The sequence below is a fragment of the Rivularia sp. UHCC 0363 genome (assembly GCF_034931125.1).
Taxonomy (GTDB): Bacteria; Cyanobacteriota; Cyanobacteriia; order Cyanobacteriales; family Nostocaceae; genus Rivularia.
In genome coordinates this window covers 121,568-137,625 of the sequence record NZ_JAYGHM010000005.1, presented here as the reverse complement: position 1 = coordinate 137,625, position 16,058 = coordinate 121,568, and the positions used below count along the sequence as shown (strand labels likewise).

At 40.7% G+C, this 16,058-nt stretch carries 19 protein-coding genes; 10 read left to right on the top strand and 9 right to left on the bottom strand.

Annotated features, from left to right (window positions below):
- Positions 1–14 precede the first annotated feature (14 nt).
- Positions 15–1,145: an aldo/keto reductase gene (locus VB797_RS04810; protein WP_323236506.1), complete on the bottom strand. Its 1,131-nt coding sequence runs from the start codon at positions 1,143–1,145 to the stop codon at positions 15–17.
- 153 nt (positions 1,146–1,298) lie between these two features.
- A complete protein-coding gene (locus VB797_RS04805) occupies positions 1,299–1,802 on the bottom strand; it encodes a bifunctional nuclease family protein (RefSeq protein ID WP_323236505.1) in 504 nt (167 codons plus the stop codon).
- A gap of 344 nt (positions 1,803–2,146) precedes the next feature.
- On the opposite strand from VB797_RS04805, the gene VB797_RS04800 reads away from it, so the two are divergent.
- Positions 2,147–2,821 (top strand): riboflavin synthase, encoded by a 675-nt coding sequence (locus tag VB797_RS04800; RefSeq protein ID WP_323236504.1) that lies wholly within the window; start codon positions 2,147–2,149, stop codon positions 2,819–2,821.
- Between the two features lie 106 nt (positions 2,822–2,927).
- Here the strand turns inward: VB797_RS04800 and VB797_RS04795 are convergent, their stop codons facing one another.
- Complete coding sequence (locus tag VB797_RS04795) at positions 2,928–4,610, bottom strand: peptidoglycan DD-metalloendopeptidase family protein (RefSeq protein WP_323236503.1); 1,683 nt, start codon at positions 4,608–4,610, stop codon at positions 2,928–2,930.
- 288 nt (positions 4,611–4,898) lie between these two features.
- On the bottom strand, positions 4,899–5,714 hold the full coding sequence (locus tag VB797_RS04790) for a biotin--[acetyl-CoA-carboxylase] ligase (protein WP_323236502.1): 816 nt from the start codon (positions 5,712–5,714) through the stop codon (positions 4,899–4,901).
- 88 nt (positions 5,715–5,802) lie between these two features.
- Between VB797_RS04790 and pgeF the strand changes: the two genes are divergently transcribed.
- From pgeF to VB797_RS34940, 4 genes are all read left to right on the top strand, one after another.
- Positions 5,803–6,600: a peptidoglycan editing factor PgeF gene (gene pgeF / locus VB797_RS04785; protein WP_323236501.1), complete on the top strand. Its 798-nt coding sequence runs from the start codon at positions 5,803–5,805 to the stop codon at positions 6,598–6,600.
- Between the two features lie 177 nt (positions 6,601–6,777).
- Entirely contained in the window at positions 6,778–7,035 is a 258-nt protein-coding gene (locus VB797_RS04780) for a TIGR03643 family protein (protein WP_323236500.1), read from the top strand.
- A gap of 228 nt (positions 7,036–7,263) precedes the next feature.
- The gene (locus VB797_RS04775; RefSeq protein WP_323236499.1) at positions 7,264–8,325 is read left to right on the top strand and encodes an LD-carboxypeptidase; all 1,062 of its coding nucleotides are present in this window, start codon (positions 7,264–7,266) and stop codon (positions 8,323–8,325) included.
- A 180-nt stretch (positions 8,326–8,505) separates the two neighbouring features.
- Positions 8,506–8,721 carry a rubredoxin gene (locus tag VB797_RS34940; RefSeq protein WP_416350836.1) on the top strand — a complete coding sequence of 72 codons (216 nt, stop codon included), beginning with the start codon at positions 8,506–8,508 and terminating at the stop codon, positions 8,719–8,721.
- A 124-nt stretch (positions 8,722–8,845) separates the two neighbouring features.
- On the opposite strand, the gene VB797_RS04765 is transcribed toward VB797_RS34940, so the two are convergent.
- The 5 genes from VB797_RS04765 to VB797_RS04745 form a co-directional block, all read right to left on the bottom strand.
- Positions 8,846–9,016: a hypothetical protein gene (locus VB797_RS04765; RefSeq protein WP_323236498.1), complete on the bottom strand. Its 171-nt coding sequence runs from the start codon at positions 9,014–9,016 to the stop codon at positions 8,846–8,848.
- A gap of 35 nt (positions 9,017–9,051) precedes the next feature.
- Complete coding sequence (locus tag VB797_RS04760) at positions 9,052–9,483, bottom strand: DUF6745 domain-containing protein (RefSeq protein ID WP_323236555.1); 432 nt, start codon at positions 9,481–9,483, stop codon at positions 9,052–9,054.
- An 87-nt stretch (positions 9,484–9,570) separates the two neighbouring features.
- Positions 9,571–10,425: a sterol desaturase family protein gene (locus tag VB797_RS04755; protein ID WP_323236497.1), complete on the bottom strand. Its 855-nt coding sequence runs from the start codon at positions 10,423–10,425 to the stop codon at positions 9,571–9,573.
- 322 nt (positions 10,426–10,747) lie between these two features.
- Positions 10,748–11,785, bottom strand: coding sequence for a polysaccharide pyruvyl transferase CsaB (gene csaB / locus VB797_RS04750; protein WP_323236496.1), 1,038 nt, complete (start codon positions 11,783–11,785; stop codon positions 10,748–10,750).
- 375 nt (positions 11,786–12,160) lie between these two features.
- Positions 12,161–13,186, bottom strand: coding sequence for an AraC family transcriptional regulator (locus VB797_RS04745; RefSeq protein WP_323236495.1), 1,026 nt, complete (start codon positions 13,184–13,186; stop codon positions 12,161–12,163).
- A gap of 135 nt (positions 13,187–13,321) precedes the next feature.
- Here VB797_RS04745 and VB797_RS04740 point away from each other — a divergent pair, with 135 nt between their 5' ends.
- The 5 genes from VB797_RS04740 (at position 13,322) to VB797_RS04720 (ending at position 15,936) form a co-directional block, all read left to right on the top strand.
- Positions 13,322–13,990 (top strand): cupin domain-containing protein, encoded by a 669-nt coding sequence (locus tag VB797_RS04740; RefSeq protein ID WP_323236494.1) that lies wholly within the window; start codon positions 13,322–13,324, stop codon positions 13,988–13,990.
- Positions 13,929–14,396 carry a DUF1772 domain-containing protein gene (locus tag VB797_RS04735; RefSeq protein WP_323236493.1) on the top strand — a complete coding sequence of 156 codons (468 nt, stop codon included), beginning with the start codon at positions 13,929–13,931 and terminating at the stop codon, positions 14,394–14,396. The genes VB797_RS04740 and VB797_RS04735 overlap by 62 nt, the downstream gene beginning before the upstream one ends.
- 56 nt (positions 14,397–14,452) lie before the next feature.
- Positions 14,453–15,172 (top strand): DUF4386 domain-containing protein, encoded by a 720-nt coding sequence (locus tag VB797_RS04730; RefSeq protein WP_323236492.1) that lies wholly within the window; start codon positions 14,453–14,455, stop codon positions 15,170–15,172.
- Positions 15,173–15,196: 24 nt separating this feature from the next.
- Positions 15,197–15,541, top strand: coding sequence for a DUF2499 domain-containing protein (locus VB797_RS04725; protein WP_323236491.1), 345 nt, complete (start codon positions 15,197–15,199; stop codon positions 15,539–15,541).
- Positions 15,542–15,639: 98 nt separating this feature from the next.
- Positions 15,640–15,936 carry a DUF3593 domain-containing protein gene (locus VB797_RS04720; protein WP_323236490.1) on the top strand — a complete coding sequence of 99 codons (297 nt, stop codon included), beginning with the start codon at positions 15,640–15,642 and terminating at the stop codon, positions 15,934–15,936.
- Positions 15,937–16,058: the final 122 nt, after the last annotated feature.

Below are 16,058 nucleotides of genomic sequence, written 5' to 3'. Positions count from 1 at the left end.
AATCTAAACCCTCTTCACTCCCATAATCTTCTCCCTTCTTTCCCCTTCAACAAGGAGTGAGTATCTTTCAACAAAGCGGGAATATCCAACTCTTCCGGACACTTTGGTAAACATTCCCCGCATTCAGTACAGCGATTACCCTTCATCCCAGGAAACCAATGTCCGGCATTTTCAAACATCCCGTAACGATACTTGCCGTAATCTGTCATATCGTATGCAACTGCTAAATTTCGGAGTCGCAATACTTCGGGAATATTAATATTTTCAGGACAAGGTAAGCATTCATAACACTGACTGCATTTTTCAGTATCTAAAGCTGTATCAAAGTGATTTTCTAATCTTTGAAAAACCGTAATTTCTTTTAAATTAAGTTCCCCATCATTATCGGCAACTTTTAAGGGTTCTATTAATTCATCGGCAGTTGCAGCACCTACACTCAATGTTGTAATGCGCTTATCGCTGAGTAAAAAACGATAGTTTAATTCTAGGGAAGAAAACGGATCTGATAATTCTTTTAATTTATCGGATGGCGTATACAATCTTCCTCCTTTATCGGCAGGAGAAATGATAAAAACGCCCATGTCTTTTTCTGCTGCTAACTTGACTGCTGCGGCATTACGCTGAAAAAAATAGTAATAGTGCAGATTGACAAATTCAAAGAAATCTGTATTTATCGCCGCCAAAATTATTTCTAGAGGTGCGTGGGTTGAGAAACCGACGTGGCGGACTCTACCATCCGCAACGGCTTCTTGTATTGCCTGCATACAGCCATTTTCAGCCCGTACCCACTCAAAATGTTCCCAGGTATTTAAACCATGAATAGCCAAACAATCAAGATAATCTAGCTGCAATTTTTCTAAGGATTTATCGATGCACCGACGCATAGAATCAGCATCAACAGTGGGTGGGATTTTGCTAGTGATATATAACTTGTCGCGGGATACACACAATCGGGCTTTAAGCACTTCACCTAAATACTCCTCACTTTTACCATAACCACTAGCAGTTTCTATGTGATTAATCCCTTGCGCGATCGCTTCTTGAATAGTTTGTCTTGCATTCGCTAGTGTTGCGAGATAGCGCATTGTTCCCAAGGAAAACACAGATAAATGTAGATTTGTTTTCCCAAAGCGTCGGTATTGCATCTTTCTAATTTTGGATTTTAGATTTTAGATTTTAGATTGTTGAGTAGGAAGTTTCTTACAGATATTGATCGCAGTACATACAAGCAGCATAGCCCAAATCCAAAATCCATTCGCGTAAGCGTGTCCGCAGGACAAATCCCCAATCCAAAATCCCTAGCTATTACTAGCGCTATCACCAAAACGCTTGATTAAATCTTCTGGACGGAGATTAGAAACGAATTCCCGGAAGGCTTCTCGTTCGGCTTCATCTGCATCTCTATCCACAGGAATTGAAGCATCCGCAACCACTTCTTCCATTACCCAAATTGGTGTATTTGTACGTAACGCAACGGCGATCGCATCGCTTGGACGAGCATCAATTTCTTTTTGGGTCTCACCTTGCTTTAAAATTAAAGATGCATAAAATGTGTCTTTTTGCAAGGAGTGAATGATCACTTTATCTAAGACCATATCCAACTCTTCGAGAATATTCACAATTAAATCGTGGGTTAACGGTCTGGGAGCTTTTTGATTCTCCTGCGCCGCCATAATAGCTCTCGCTTGTTCTTGACCAATATAAATTGGCAAAGCGCGGCGATCCGTTGCATCTTTAAGAAGTACTATCGGACTGCGAGTAATTGCATCCAATGCGATGCCAGCAACTTTCATTTCAATCATCGACTATGCCTCTACATTCCTTTGAGCGCTTCGATAAGTTTGGTAACGAATAATACTCTTGCTTAAGCAAGGTTGAAAAAATCTCAACATAAGTCTTTATTTTTTATAATTGCTTCTATTAAACTCCCTTTACGGTTGCGAATACCATTTCGTTAGTCTAACCTTAATGGTTTTACAATAATGTACTTACCCGCCTTTTGCCCTCTCCTCGTTGTAAATGTGTTTATCGTTTTATACATACAGGAGTTACATCTTATACAAATCAATAACAAATTATGGCAGAATTACTAATTAATTTAAGTTGAAAATAAGCAATATTATAGAATTAGTCGCATAATTTAGCCGTGTTTACAGGAATAATTCAATCATTCGGAACTATGAGACCCCTTGGGGGAGATTCTTGGCAAATTACTTGCTCGGATTCATGCTCAGCAATTATGGAAGACTTAGCTTATGGTGATAGCGTAGCAGTAGATGGTGTTTGTTTGACGGTAGAAGATGTCTTGAAAGACGGTTTTATTGCCACTGCAAGCCCTGAAACTTTACGGCGTACAACTCTAGGAGAAGTGCTAACTAACGGACGCTACGTCAATTTGGAAGCTTCTTTGAGGGTTGGAAGTAAAATAGGAGGTCATTTTGTCATGGGACACGTTGACGGAATAGGTAAATTGATTTGTGTCGAACAAACAGCCACTTCTTGGGAAATGACGTTTAACGCGCCATCAACTATTGACCGCTACATAGTTCCCAAAGGGAGTATTGCTATCAATGGTATCAGCCTTACTGTAGCTGATTACTCTCGTGAGATTTCTCAGTTTAAAGTAGCTGTGATTCCCGTAACCTATGCTGAAACAAATCTTCGTGATTTAATTCCTGGTAGTTTGGTCAATTTAGAAGGTGATATTCTCGGTAAATACGTAGAGAAGTTTGTTTATTTTGGCAAGGAAAACAATTCAGTATCTCAATCCGCCCAAAACGAAATTACGCCCAGTTTCTTAGCCGAAAATGGGTATTTGTGAAAAGGGAGTAGGGCATGGGGCATAGTTAAGAATTATCTTTCCCTTGTCTTCTTATCTTTCAATCCGCAATGCCCAATTCCCAATTCCCAATTCCCAATTCCCAATCTTAGTTATTTGTACCTTCAACAACCTGGGCTGTTTGTAAAGATTGCAGGAACTGATTAAGCGCGTACTGTAACTGTGTTCCTGGATTTGTTGCAACCCAACCGTTGGGAGTTAGTTGACGGGTTTCAAAATGCAGGTGAGGTCCGGTCGAATTACCAGTACTGCCTACGCGACCGATAACGGTTCCTCGCTCTACCCACTGACCCGGACGAACAAACAACTGGGACATATGACCGTAGAGAGATTGTTGGGCGCTGTTGTGGTTCAAGACAACAGTTAAACCGTAACCACCGACCCAATCAGCAATTTCCACTTGTCCCGAATAAGCTGCTAAAACGGGAGTTCCTGTTGCCGCAGCTAAATCTATACCCGAATGGAAACGGCGATCGCCAGTTAGTGGATGCTGTCTCCAACCAAATATAGAACTGATTGCCGAAGGTACGGAGAGAGGAAATGCTAATCCGTCGGAATTATAGTTGGAACTATAACCACTACCATAAGCACTACCGCTATAAGCAACTTTTGGTAATGAAGTTGCTAATGGAATATTGTAAGCCACTGCACTAGGACGAGGTGCCATGTTGTTAGCTGCGATCGGTGCTGATAGCATTCCACCGCTAGGGGCAATTGGTTCTTGGTTAACTCTAGTCTGGGGGGTGAAACTGCTGGGTTGCGGAATAAACCGATTGGAACTGTAATCTTGTTTAGAGCTACGAGTTGCTTCTCGACTTACATACCTACTGCTAGGAGCAACTGACCTAACTGCATTCTTAACTATGTTTGGTGTAGCTGAAGCAACGCGCTGTATGGTTTGGGTAGCGCGATATGTATTAACCGATTTACTAAGTAATACAGTTTGAGTTACTTCCTTAGAACTAACTTGAGCCGAAGAAGGTGCTGTTTTTTTCACCTTTGAAGCAATGCTTCTTGAAGGTGTAACCGCAGCGAGAGTGGCATTTTGACTTTCTTTTAACCAACTGGGTGTTGTTTTAGCAGGATTTCTAGAAGCTTGGGATTGACTTGGAGTAGCACAATTACCGGAAATCCCTTGTCCGCTAGCAATCGATTGACAACCACTCTTGCGTTCTGTAATTACTACAGAATTGGGCGCTTGATATTTTTTACCGTAGTTAGTGGGGTCAATTAAAGCGTTATTGTAATCTTTCTTCGATTCACTTACAGCAGTAGTTCTAGGAAGAATTGTCCGAGTTTTCTTAGCTGAATTGATCGGAGCTTTTGACGCAGTAGGCAATGATACCGTAGGTTTATTTTGAATAACTACGCGAGGAGATGTTGACGCGGGTTTTTTGACCTTAATGACTACAGAACCATTACGAGAACGCTTTAATTTAGTTGTTAGATTGCTTGTTTCTTTGCGATCGTCTGTTTTTGCGGATAATTTTTGTTTAAGTCTGGCTCGACGTTCAGAAAATTCTACTTTAGGTTTGGGTGATTCCGTTGCTGGGGCATCACTGATGATAATAGGTGTATTTACTGTAGCTTTCTTCTCGCTCTGCCGCGACGAGTTCGCGGTCGGAACGATATTGTCTATTCCCGAAGTTTGGGCAACTACAAAGCCGCTGCTCAGGAAGCCAAAGCTGCTAAGCCAACAAAGACTTTGCGCTGGCAGCGAGCGTTGCCATGCGGATTGCGAATGATTGTGGCCGTTTTTGCGCTGCGTCATTGTGTTCTGATTATCTAAGAATGTAATTATGACCGAGACAATTTTAAATTTTGGATTACTCTACGAGAAGACGCTTGCGCGTCAATGGATTTTGGATTTAAGTCAAAACTTGAAATTAAAAAAAGGTTCCAAGCCTTCGACTTGGGTTGTGGATAAAAATAAATTTTCGCTCCTTGCCCTTCCTTGCTCCTAGCTTGATTACATGGGGTCAATCCAAAATCGAGTGATTTGCAGATAATTTCAGTAAGTTCTTGCCTCTATTTTAAGTTTTGGACAAAAACAGGTAAACTAATCCGAATATTTACGGTAGCCTAAACTGATTGTACCGGGGTGGAGAAAGACGGATGATGAATTTACAGATAAAGTATCATCATCTGATCTAAGAAGATGAAGATTTCCCGCAGAAGTAACCCCTACTACAGTTGCGGAAAAATCATCATTAACATTAACTATGTCGCCCAAATTAGAAAGCAATTTGGTATAGCGGGACAATAATATATTGACTCCTTCTTGCTCTAAACACTGTATACCGGAATCTATTCCTAACAAAACCGCAGCAGCTAATTTTTCCAAACTGGAAATTTTACTCTTGTTTCCTTGATTATTCCAAGAATGCAAATTAACTCCCGTAGGAGGAACCGAATTTGTCCAGTTAATTCCCACGCCGATCACAGCTTGAGTAATTTTTCCAGATCGAACTTTGGTTTCTGTCAAAATTCCGCCTAATTTGCGACCATCTAAGACTAGATCGTTAGGCCACTTGATTTCAACACCAACACCATACTTTCTCAATTGTTCGGCAATCCCCCATGCTGTTGCTAGAGTTAACTGATAGCCTGAATTTATGTCCAATTTAGGAGCAAAGCCAAAAGAAAGATACAGTCCACCCGGTTGAGATACCCACTGACGACCCCATTGTCCGCGTCCGGCAGTTTGTTGTGTTGCAATGACTACACATCCCGAATCAGGTTCCGGAGCAATCAATTCCCATAAAGTTTTGTTTGTTGAAGCGACACTTTCAAAAATGTGTAAGCAAAAAGGCAAATAAGTATTTTTACCTTCTATTAAAAGTTCTGCTTTCAGCTTTTGCTTATTTAATACCACAGCAGATAACCGAAAATTGCTTATTCAAGCTAGCATGAATTGGCGAAATTGATTTTTATTAAAAATAAAACTAAAAAGGTAAACTAATATGCATACTTGGCACTGGCGCAGTTGGCAGGAATTGCCTTATTTGAGTTGTAGTCTGCTCGAACAATTTCCCCACGGCTTTTTTACCCAGCAGTTCTGGTCTCATAATCTTGAAGATATGACCAAGATACTTCACCAAGAAGCTTTAGCTTATCGTCTTAAGCAAGTACATGGCAATGAGGTTCTCACCCCACGGGAAATTGAATACAAACTTTCTCTAGGTGGTGATGAAGTAGAGCAAGTCGGAGACACAACTCTCGCCAAAGCAGACGGCTTGATTAGCGAGCAGCCTTTGCAAGCCGTGTGGACGGCGAGCGCTGACTGTACCCCCGCATTAATTGGCGATGTCAAAACAGGAGTTGTCGCAGCAGTTCATGCCGGATGGCGCGGTACGGCAAAAAAAATCATTCCTCAAGCGATATCACGGATGCAGTCTCAAGGAAGCAAACTTCAAGACTTACGAATTGCAATGGGACCGGCGATTTCAGGAGAAGTTTACCAAGTATCAGAAGATGTTGCAGTTCAATTAGGCTCAACGCTTGTACCTTACGAAGACGCAAAAGCAATCATCAATGCCCTCCAACAAATACCACAATCTCCCTTGCTTCCCGATTCAGAACCAGGAAAAGTTCGTATAGACGTGCGGCAGGTAAGCGCTTTACAAATGGAACAACTCGGAATTAGTCCCGAACAAGTTTCCTTAGCACCTTACTGCACTTACCAAAAACCAGAAAACTTCTTCTCCCACCGTCGCGCTAAACAAGGAAAAGTTCAATGGTCTGGGATTGTTAGTATGTAATTGGGAATTGGGAATTGGTAATGGGTAATTGGGCATGGAAAAGAGTTAGGAGTTAGGAGTTAGGAATGATGAATTATAAGTTATTAAATAAACTTTAACCTTTAACCTTTAACCTTTAACCTTTAACCTTTAACCTTTAACCTTTGACCTTTAACCTTTGACCTTTAACCTTTTATTATGAGTAAATTACCAGAATTAAGTCCTGAAACTATTGATCGCGTAATTGAAATGGCGTGGGAAGATAGAACCCCGTTTGAAGCAATTGAAACTCAGTTTGGTTTGAGCGAACAAGAAGTCATCGCCGTCATGCGTCGCTATATGAAGGAATCCAGCTTTCGGATGTGGCGCAAGCGGGTTAACGGACGCGATACCAAGCATTTACAAAAGCGCGATTTTTTGGAAGGAAGATTTAAGTCGGATAATCAAAAAACTTAAAAATTAAGGTTAAAGGTCAAAGGTTCAAAATAAATTTATAACTCCTAACTCCGAACACGGATTAAATGGATGTCACTGATGACACTGATTAATAATTCCGGTGTTCCTAATTCTTAATTCTTAATTCCTCACTCCTCACTCCTAACTCCTAATGTAATCCCCTAACCTTTACTTGTTAGCTATCAAACATATACCTTTGAAGGATTTAAGTAATAAAACTTATATCCTATGCTGACTCGTCGTGATTTTATTAAAACGGTTGCTGCTACTGCTGCTGTCTCTACATTGACGCAACCGTTAAGTTTGGTTCAAGCTGCATCTAAAGTAATTAAACCCCCTCACTTGAAACCCGGTTCTGTTGTCGGAATAGTTAGCCCCGCAAGTGCAACTTTTGTCCACGAAGAATTCGATATCGTTCAAGATGCAGTCCGCGCTTTGGGATTAGTCCCGCAACTCGCACCTCATGTTCTAGATCAATACGGTTATTTGGCTGGAAAAGATGGCGATCGCGCAAATGATATCAATCAGTTATTTGCTGACCCTAAAGTTGCGGCGATTTTACCGATTCGCGGTGGTTGGGGATGCAGTCGCATTTTGCCTTACCTCGATTACCAAGTTATTCAAAATAATCCCAAAATTATTGTCGGCTTCAGCGATATTACTGCACTGCTTGTAGCAATTCATGCTAAAACCGGACTTGTCACTTTTCATGGCCCCAACGGACTTACTTCCTGGAGAACCCAGCAAACCGAATCTTTTCGTCGCGTTCTATTCACTGGGGAAAAAGTAATATTTAAAAATGACAAAGACGCGGATGATAACGACCGTTTAATGCAGGTAAAATATCGGATTCGCACTATCAACCCAGGAAAAGTTCGAGGAAAATTGATTGGGGGAAACCTTTCGGTGTTTTCTACTTTGGTCGGTTCCCCCTATCTACCCGATCTAAAAGGAGCAATTTTATTTTTGGAAGAAGTGGAGGAAAATATTTACCGCATTGACCGTTTTCTAACTCACCTCAAACTCGCTGGTGTCTTAAAACAGATCGACGGCTTCATTTTTGGTCAATGTCCCGGATGTACCCCCGGTAGTGATTATGGTTCACTCACTTTAGAGCAAGTATTATCAGACCATATTAAACCCTTGAATATTCCAGCTTGGCACGGAGCTACCATCGGTCATATGGAAAATATTCTTACCTTTCCCATTGGTTCGCAAGTCGAAATTAACGCCAATTCCGGCACTATAACTATGCTCGAATCCGCAGTGAGCAGTGAACAGAACAATTAATTAGTAGTACGAGTGTCTGGCTCGCTAATTATCTCCCCATTTCCCCCGCTCTCAAAAAAACTTTAATAATTCATACTCATCATGACTTCGGATAATTTATAATCAAATTCATAACGACTACGCATTTGGAATATTAAAACAGTAACCCTGTGTGCGTACTATTTAAAGAGGCTGCATAAAATGGATTTATCAAATTCCAACACCGCGAAGAACTTAGAAGCGGCTTTTGGTGGAGAGTCGATGGCAAATCGCAAATATTTGTTCTTTGATCCAGATTCAGGAATCGCACCGGGAACAGCATTCGAGGACATTCGCGAAGATTGGTATTGTCCCATCTGTAACGCAACCAAGAAAACATTTATACCTTATGAAGAAACCGCTGCTGTTGCTGCATAAAAGGTTTCTTGTGTTCACAAATCAATAATGTAGAGACGTAGCAGTGCTACGTCTCCCAAAATTGCGATTTATAACGAGAATTCTTGATAAATTTTGATTGATTAAAAAATTTAAACAGTAACTTTTAATTATTGCTACCATCTCGGTCTAAATAAACATCCGGGTCAGGAGCATAGTAGGGACATGAATTATCTTCGGGCCCATTAGGATACATTTTGCAGACAATAATATTACCTTGATAAAAGCGACATTGGATGCACTTTGGCATTTTGCGTTTGATTTTTGGCTTAATCATGAGATTTTTTGTAAAGTGCTATTCCTGATAAACTTTTAACTTTCCACAGTAAAATTTTCTGGATCTATATCCCAATTTACCCAAGTTATCGCTTTTCTTGCTGATTCCATCTCTGGAGGAACCCGTAAAACATGAGTATATCCGGTGCTAGGACAAATCATCTTCAGTAATACTATTGGTTCTAGATCGGCATTCGCATCGATTTTTATCAAGTGATATTCGCGAAAAGAATCAAGTTCAACAGCTTTTAATTCCTCACAAATACGGATGTAACCAATAGTTTGAATTAAAATTCGGCGTAATTCAGCGTTATTTTCTTCTAGTAACCATCTTGCTTCCCATTGATTCGGATGCACCTTTCCGTATTTTTCAGGAAAAGCAACGCCGTGATAGTAATATAAACCGTATCCGTCAGCGAACTGAATTGCAGCTTCCCCTTCAGCGTGGAGACGATTTTCTGAATCCAGGGAAAATTTTGATGGGTGATCGCGAAGCGCTGCTGCTGTTCAGATTGCACACAAATATTGTGGATGCAAAAACTACAATGCCTGTAATTAGCTTTTTGAATTAATTTGTGTTTTTTGGGTGTTATTCACAAGCTTAGACTCAATCATACTTACTGGAAACATAATTCTTGGCTTCTTTGTGGGAGGATTTAATGTGTTGAAAACTCTGTCCCAAAATCCCTGAATGCCGTAGTTTCCCTTGAAACAAGTGTGATGAAGATCGTGAAAATCAGATGGAATGAAAAACATTGATAAGGAGCTATGACCTTCTAGATTGTAAGCATTGCCTATAATAGTCCAGGCACATAGTTGGGTGATATCATACCCAAATATAAAGATAGGCAAACATTCCATAATAGTCACAATAGTATATTCAGTTAGGCTTTTATGCCCTGCGACAAAACTTGATGTGTCACTAAATTCATGATGTTTAAGGTGTATTTTCAGGAATTGTTTTTGGTGAAATAGCCAATGAGTAACATAAAAACAGAAATCAAAAGCAATTATTCTCATTAATAACCATCCAAAATTGAGGAGCAAACTATTTCCTCTGTTTACCTCTGGCGCTAGGTAGAGAATAATCAATACTGCGATCAAACTTTTGATTTCCCCAATAATGATGCCTTTGAAAGTAAATGTTGGGTATGTTTGCTGTTTGACTTTCTTAACTCTGGCAGTCAATTTAGCTCTCAAACTATGATTCTTTTTAATTACCTTTTCGATGAAAATACCAAGACTATAAAATGAGACAGAACCAAGTAGCCAGTATAACAATACATGAGAGATAAAGTTGAGTTTTATATCCTGTAACAGCCAATAAATTAGCTGTTGAATAATTGTGCAACTAATCGCAATCTTTAAATAAAATTCAATCTCAAAAAACAAATCAAATATTCTTTTCATTTTTTTGTTCTTCTATAGGCAAAAAAAATTATAGCCGGAGTGATATTGTCTTGTACGATGTGGCGTAAATTTAGATCGGTTTGGTTTATGGCATTAAAAGCTTACCATTTAAAGTCCATTGGAAAGGACGAGCCAACTTTTAGTTAAAGTAGTCAATAAAATTTAATCTCTGCTAACACACAGATTAAATCTTCCCTCTGCTAACCTCAGCGTGTCTTTGCGTTGAAAATGAAAATTATTCCCAAACAATGATTTTTCGTTATTCCGCTAGATCTGGAGACGTTGCACTGCAACGTCTCTACAAGGGTGACTGGTGGGTAATTTAGATTAAGGCTTGCTGCAATACTTCCCGATGTATCAAAGCTCTATCTGTAATAAACTTAATTCTATCCTCCGAAAGCGCTTCCCCATTGGCGAAATGCTCTATCCAAGCTGTACTGATCGCATTCGCATCATCGGGTAATTCACCAATATCCCATCCCGGCATTTCTAATTCTTCCATCAACCGATTAATTTTAGGGTCATAACTTAATGCAAAACAGCGACATCCTTCACTTGCAGCCATGATCAAGCTGTGTAAGCGCATTCCGATCGCCATTTCTACCCCGCGATATATGCCTTTTAATAAAGTTGGTTCTTCTATAGTAATAATCTTACTAACATCTTCGAGCGCTGGTTGAATTGCTTGAGCGATGCTTAAATCTTTGCTTTTTTGAAACGGTATGAGCAAAATAAAGGTTTGCGTGGCTTTTTGGAAATCTACTAGAGCCTTAGTTAAATTACCTAGTCGTGCTGGTGTCAGTTCCGGGTGAGCGCGTAAAGTTACCGCAACCCTTGGTGCTGGAGTATCCCAAAGACCGGGTGTAGACTGAGATTCCAACGCCCAAACCGGGTCTGGTGCGAGAACATGGGGAATTTCCCATTCCTGAAGTAAACTAGCAGAAACGCGATCGCGAACGCTGATTTTAGTACAGCCAGCGAAATTCTGACGCGCCAACCACTTAGTAGCATTACGTTTCAAAGGACCAATACCCTGCGCCCAAGCCACAGTTTTCATCCCTCTTTTTTGAGCGATCGCCATCAAACCAGTATAGTAAAAGGGACTAATAGCGCTAGTAGCATCTTGAATTAAACTACCACCACCCCAAATAAAAGCATCGCAAGAACTTAAAGCCTGCATTACCTTATTAAAAGCCTTGCGCTCACAAGCTTCCACATTGTAACGTCGCTGCGTTTCCTCCGGATTACCAGAAAGAACCACAGGAGTCACCGACTCAGGAAGCATTTGTAAAAGTGTCGCTAACAAAGCTTCATCACCACCATTTCCTTGACCATAATACCCAGATAAAAGCGCCCGCATAGTTATTTTGGATTTTAGATTTTAGATTTTGGATTTAAAAATAAATATTGGCGTTGTTGAATAAGCGATGAATTCTATTTATTTACATTTTGTTAGGACTTACGCAACTGGCGTATTCTGCTCGTAGGGTGCTGTGACACTATGTTTGATTTTTAACGCAATAATAAGGTTTTAGTGTCACGCACCAACCGGGTTTTTGTGACAATTGCGTAAGTCCTGTTTGTATTCAACGCGAAATCATTACGTCATATCTTGATTCAGCAAGCCCTAAATATTTATTTCCATCTGACTGTATTTTGCACGAATTGCGACACACAGCAAGATACTTCCGCGACAAGTTTCGTAAACATGAAGAGATAAGGCAATTATTCAACTTCATAATTTAACTTGGTTCTCACGATAACTTCGGGGTGTTTGTCCCATCCAGCGTTTAAAGGCACGATGAAAAGCGCTCGGTTCGGAAAAACCCAGTAAAAATGCGACATCATGAATTGATGTTTCCGGGTTCTTTAGATACTGTAGGGCAAGTTTTTGGCGAGTTTCATCTAAAAGCTGTTGGTAGGAGGTATTTTCTGCTTTTAACTCTCGCTGGAGTTGACGCACGCTGATAGTTAGGTTGCGGGCGATCGCGTCAATTAATGGCATCTCTCCTTGCAGTGAATTCACTATCGCTTCAATCGCTTTTTGGGTGTAATTTTGCGCTTGATTTTGAGCGCTGAGCATCGCTGCTGCATGAAGTTCAAAGACTGACAGCAAGTTATTATTCGCCGATCGCACTGCCCAATCTAAGTAGGTAGCATCAAACACAATGCGATTTATAGGTTGAGAGAACTGTACAGTGGTTTGAAAAATCCGTTGATGTTCGCAAAAGTCTTCTGGACGGGAATGTTGAAAGTAGACGGTTTGGACTGGGAGAACTTTTCCTACAAGCTGTTGGGTAGCAGTTATCAAAGCCGCAAAGGTACTTTCGATTGGGTGACGGGGTTCATCCAGCAGATAATTTTTGACATTCCCGACAATTTCGCAATCGCACTCTACCCAGCCATCCAAAACCCGATGATGAATTGTTACACCCTGACTGAACAAACGAGTGTACTGGGAAAGCTTTTCTAAAACTTGCCCATAGGTTTGGCAATTGAGCAATACATAACCCACAATGCCAATAGCAGACAGGTCAAACGCTTCTCCGATATGTAAGCCTAAATTGCGATCGCCAGTTTGCTTAATTGCTTCGCGCCACAAAAACTTAAGTATTTCTCCGGATACTTGACGGTCTGGATCTGCCAACCAAGCCGGATCAATACCAGCGGCAGTATATAGCTGATTGACCTCAACTCCTTGTGCCGCCACATACTGCAAAATATCTCGCATGATCGCAATTGAAAACGTAGCCTCTTGCATAACTTAGTTGATTTTGAGATTGGCGTAACCCGTCAATCTTTTGGCGTGGTACGTCATTTCATACCCTAGCAGAAAGCCTTACTGTTGAACTGTTAGCAATTAATTCCAACGAGATTGTGCTAGGAGAAATTGACAATGACTGTAAATTTTTCGACCCATAAAGAAACTGCTTCGATATTGTCAAATCCAGAAATAATTGTAAATCCAGTCACGGGCGATCGCATGACGATTTTGCACCCTTCCAAAATTCGCTTCGATCTACCTCCCGGTGCTAAAGGTAGCCCATTACATTACCACACTGAAATGGATGAAACCTTTACGGTACTCAAGGGATGTCTGGAAATGGAAGTGGGACAAAAAGGAAATAGACGCAGTTTACAACCGGGTGAGAGCTTGCACGTTCCTGCGGGGATGCACCACAGCTTTTGCAATGCTTCCAATGATTGGGTTGCATTTACTACCGAAAACCGCCCCGCTGAAGGATTTGAGCGGTTTATTCGAGGAATGTATGGATTGGCGATCGACGGTAAAGTCAATTCGGAAGGAATGCCAACCAATCTTTTACAGTTTGCCTTATTACTCAAACTCTCAGATACAGTTCCCGTAGGTATCCCAGCAATTCTATTTAGTTCGATAATTAACGCTTTGGTTTGGCTAGCTCAAATGTTTAAAGTTGATGGTTCGCTACTTAAGTATTGGCCTGACTTCAATTTTTCGTTTTTAAAATCAGAGAAATGCCATCATGCAATTTATTCCACTTCAAACAATTGTATTAATTGTTGCTGGATTAATGGTAGGAAATGAACTTGCCGTGAGTGGCTTTGTACATCCACAACTATCTCAGTTAGGGGATAAATGTCATGCAGCTTCAACAAAAGCTCTCGCGCTTACTTACGGCAGGATTATGCCATTTTGGTATGCCTTAACACTGGTGCTGACAATCGCGATCGCTTTCATTCTCCAACAAAATAGAACGGCATTGCTTTTTGCTGCGATCGCGGCGATAGTTTGGTCTTTATTAATTATCTTCACCATTGTTATCTTAGTACCGATCAACAACCAGATCGGTCAAATGAACTTAGAAAAATTGCCCGATGACTGGAAAGATTTAAGAACACGATGGGATCGACTCCACGCGATCCGAGTTGGTTTTCTTGTCATCGCACTAATTTGTCTGACGGTTGCTTGTCAACTTTCTACAAGCTGTTAAACCCAATTTGGTTGGATTGCTCGCTGCAAGATTCATATTATCAAAAGGAATTGCTAATGAGCCGCTTAAAACTGGTTCGCATCACGGGTATTCTATTTGTTTTGCTGGTTATTTTATCAAATATTCCCTATACGCTGCTAATTCAAACCTTCGGGTATGACGACATTCTCCGAGAACCAGTTGATGTCGTCCTCACACAGTTTCATGCAGGGGGAACCCAATTAATTCTTACCTGGTTTGCCTTTGGGCTGGCAGCTTTGCTATTTATTCCTGCGAGTCTGCTACTACACCGCGTTATGGATTCTCCACAAATTCCAAATCTTGCGATCGCAACTCTAATGGGGGCATTTTCCGGAATTCTGCAAGCAATTGGACTGATGCGTTGGGTATTTGTCGTTCCAGTCTTAGCAAATCTCTACACAAATCCTAATGCTAGTACTGCTACCCGCGAAGCAGTCAGCGTCGTATACCAAACAATACATCAGTATGGCGGTGTTGTAATAGGGGAGCATTTGGGACAGACTTTATTGATTGGTTGGACTTTAGGAGTAGGGTTAATAATGCGATCGTCACCACTTTTCAAATCTTGGGTAGCTTGGTGGGGACTATTTACCACACCACTGCTGCTTTTAGGACAAAGCGAACTCCTAGCAACAGTCATACCCCAAATGCCTATAATCGAAACCACCCCCATCGGCTTTATACTATGGGAAGTCTGGATGTTAATCATAGGCATCTCACTATTACGAGTACCTCAAAAACGGCTAGCGTCTTAACATTGATAACTTCTAACTTTATTTATGCACGCACTTTCAATTCCCACTTGGATAATTCACGTTTCCAGCGTTGTTGAGTGGATTGCCGCGATCTGGTTAATCTGGAAATACGGCGAAGTTATCGGTAATCCTGCTTGGGGAGCTTTATCCTTTGGGATGTTACCAGCATTAGTCAGCGCTATGTGTGCTTGTACCTGGCACTTTTTCGAGAACTCCGAATCTCTCGAATGGTTGGTAACACTCCAAGCAAGCATGACAGTGATTGGTAACTTTACCCTATTCGCAGCAGCTTGGTGGATATATCGTTCCACAAAAAATAGCGATATCGAAACTAATCCCGCGTCCACAAAAGCTGTAAAATCAGAATAATTAAAAAAAGGGCATGGGGAATTGGGCATTGGAAATAAAATTCAAAAATTCCAACTCCTAACTCTTAACTGCTTACTGGTAACTCCTTACTGTTAAAAATGATTTCCAAAGAAACCTTATTCGCATTATCATTATTTCCTTATTTAGGTTTCTTGTGGTTTATCACTCGTACCCCAGAAACCCCAAAATTAGCTTTGTATGGATTTTACGGTACTTTAGTCTTTGTTGCCGTTACTATTCCCGCAGGTATTTACTCCCAAGTACATTACGGTAAAAGTCTTGCAAACGTCGATTGGCTCCACGGAAGCGCAGAAGTCTTTTTAACCTTGTCAAATATTTTAGTTGTATTAGGTTTTCGTCAAGCAATAATTAATAGGTTAAAGGTTAAAGGTTAAAGGTCAAAGGTCAAAGGTTAAAGGTCAAAGGTCAAAGGTCAAAGGTCAAAGGTCAAAGGTTAAAGGTTAAAGGTTAAAGGTTAAAGGTTAAAAGTTAAAGGTTAAAGGTTAAAGGTTAAAGG

Excerpts from the sequence above, each read along its gene's own strand:
- VB797_RS04810 (WP_323236506.1), bottom strand. The coding sequence starts at position 1,145 with ATGCAATACCGACGCTTTGGGAAAACAAATCTACATTTATCTGTGTTT.
- VB797_RS04805 (WP_323236505.1), bottom strand. The coding sequence starts at position 1,802 with ATGATTGAAATGAAAGTTGCTGGCATCGCATTGGATGCAATTACTCGC.
- VB797_RS04795 (WP_323236503.1), bottom strand. The coding sequence starts at position 4,610 with ATGACGCAGCGCAAAAACGGCCACAATCATTCGCAATCCGCATGGCAA.
- pgeF (WP_323236501.1), top strand. The coding sequence starts at position 5,803 with ATGCATACTTGGCACTGGCGCAGTTGGCAGGAATTGCCTTATTTGAGT.
- VB797_RS04780 (WP_323236500.1), top strand. The coding sequence starts at position 6,778 with ATGAGTAAATTACCAGAATTAAGTCCTGAAACTATTGATCGCGTAATT.
- VB797_RS04775 (WP_323236499.1), top strand. The coding sequence starts at position 7,264 with ATGCTGACTCGTCGTGATTTTATTAAAACGGTTGCTGCTACTGCTGCT.
- VB797_RS34940 (WP_416350836.1), top strand. The coding sequence starts at position 8,506 with ATGGATTTATCAAATTCCAACACCGCGAAGAACTTAGAAGCGGCTTTT.
- VB797_RS04765 (WP_323236498.1), bottom strand. The coding sequence starts at position 9,016 with ATGATTAAGCCAAAAATCAAACGCAAAATGCCAAAGTGCATCCAATGT.
- VB797_RS04755 (WP_323236497.1), bottom strand. The coding sequence starts at position 10,425 with ATGAAAAGAATATTTGATTTGTTTTTTGAGATTGAATTTTATTTAAAG.
- csaB (WP_323236496.1), bottom strand. The coding sequence starts at position 11,785 with ATGCGGGCGCTTTTATCTGGGTATTATGGTCAAGGAAATGGTGGTGAT.
- VB797_RS04745 (WP_323236495.1), bottom strand. The coding sequence starts at position 13,186 with ATGCAAGAGGCTACGTTTTCAATTGCGATCATGCGAGATATTTTGCAG.
- VB797_RS04740 (WP_323236494.1), top strand. The coding sequence starts at position 13,322 with ATGACTGTAAATTTTTCGACCCATAAAGAAACTGCTTCGATATTGTCA.
- VB797_RS04735 (WP_323236493.1), top strand. The coding sequence starts at position 13,929 with ATGCAATTTATTCCACTTCAAACAATTGTATTAATTGTTGCTGGATTA.
- VB797_RS04730 (WP_323236492.1), top strand. The coding sequence starts at position 14,453 with ATGAGCCGCTTAAAACTGGTTCGCATCACGGGTATTCTATTTGTTTTG.
- VB797_RS04725 (WP_323236491.1), top strand. The coding sequence starts at position 15,197 with ATGCACGCACTTTCAATTCCCACTTGGATAATTCACGTTTCCAGCGTT.
- VB797_RS04720 (WP_323236490.1), top strand. The coding sequence starts at position 15,640 with ATGATTTCCAAAGAAACCTTATTCGCATTATCATTATTTCCTTATTTA.